This is a genomic window from Brevundimonas sp. (genome assembly GCF_046293315.1).
Taxonomy (GTDB): Bacteria; Pseudomonadota; Alphaproteobacteria; order Caulobacterales; family Caulobacteraceae; genus Brevundimonas.
The window spans coordinates 1-751 of the sequence record NZ_JBKBPF010000046.1 but is presented as its reverse complement, the minus strand read 5'-3'; the positions used below and the strand labels follow the sequence as shown (position 1 = coordinate 751).

Genomic DNA, 751 nt, shown 5'->3' with positions numbered 1-751 from the left:
GTGCAGCGCGACGCCAGAACTGTGTAGGTAACGTGCTTGCTGTGCCAGGGAACGCAAGTGAAATGATGTGCACTTCATTTGACGTCAAGAAGTTGCAACCTTTCGGCTACTGTAAAACGAAACACACAACTCGCTGGTCAATACTGCGCCGCCACCGCCGCCACCGCCGCCGCCGCCGCCGCCGCCACCGCCGCCGCCACCGTTGCCCTCACCACGGGGGGCATCAAGCCTCCTCCTCCTCAGCGGGCCCCCTCGCCTTGCTGCGCACGCGCTGGCCGCCGGCAGCTGCGCCGGTGGCCAGCGAACCAATGTTCCAGCTCATGCGGCCCTCACCCGCCGCCGGATCCTGCCAGTCCCATGCCTTGCTGCCGCCCGACACGCTGGCCCCGCCGCCGAACCGGCCCAACCCGCCGCGCTCGCGGTCGCCACGGTCACCATGCCGGAAGGAGCCGCCCTCAGCGTTCTCGTCGTGGCGGTGGTGGTGGCGGTGGTGGCGGTGGCCACTGCCGCGCTCGTCATCGCCAGCCTCCATGCCGCGCCGGTGACTGCGCTCACCAAACTTGTTGCCACCCAAAAAGCCGGCGTCACCTCCGCGCCCACTGTGCCCGCCATGCCCACCGCGCCCGCCGCGCCCGCCGCACCCATCCACACCGCCGGTGCGCCGGGCACGTCGCCGGCCGCGTCCGCGCGTGCCGCACACCGGCGCTCGCTGCTGACGGTGCCACCCGAGGAGCCCATCGCCGCCCCCACC

1 pseudogene is annotated in these 751 nt (G+C 71.4%); it reads left to right on the top strand.

Annotated elements, in window-relative coordinates:
- Positions 1-436 precede the first annotated feature (436 nt).
- Positions 437-751, top strand: a pseudogene (locus tag ACK4SE_RS13920) (hypothetical protein); the annotation flags it as partial.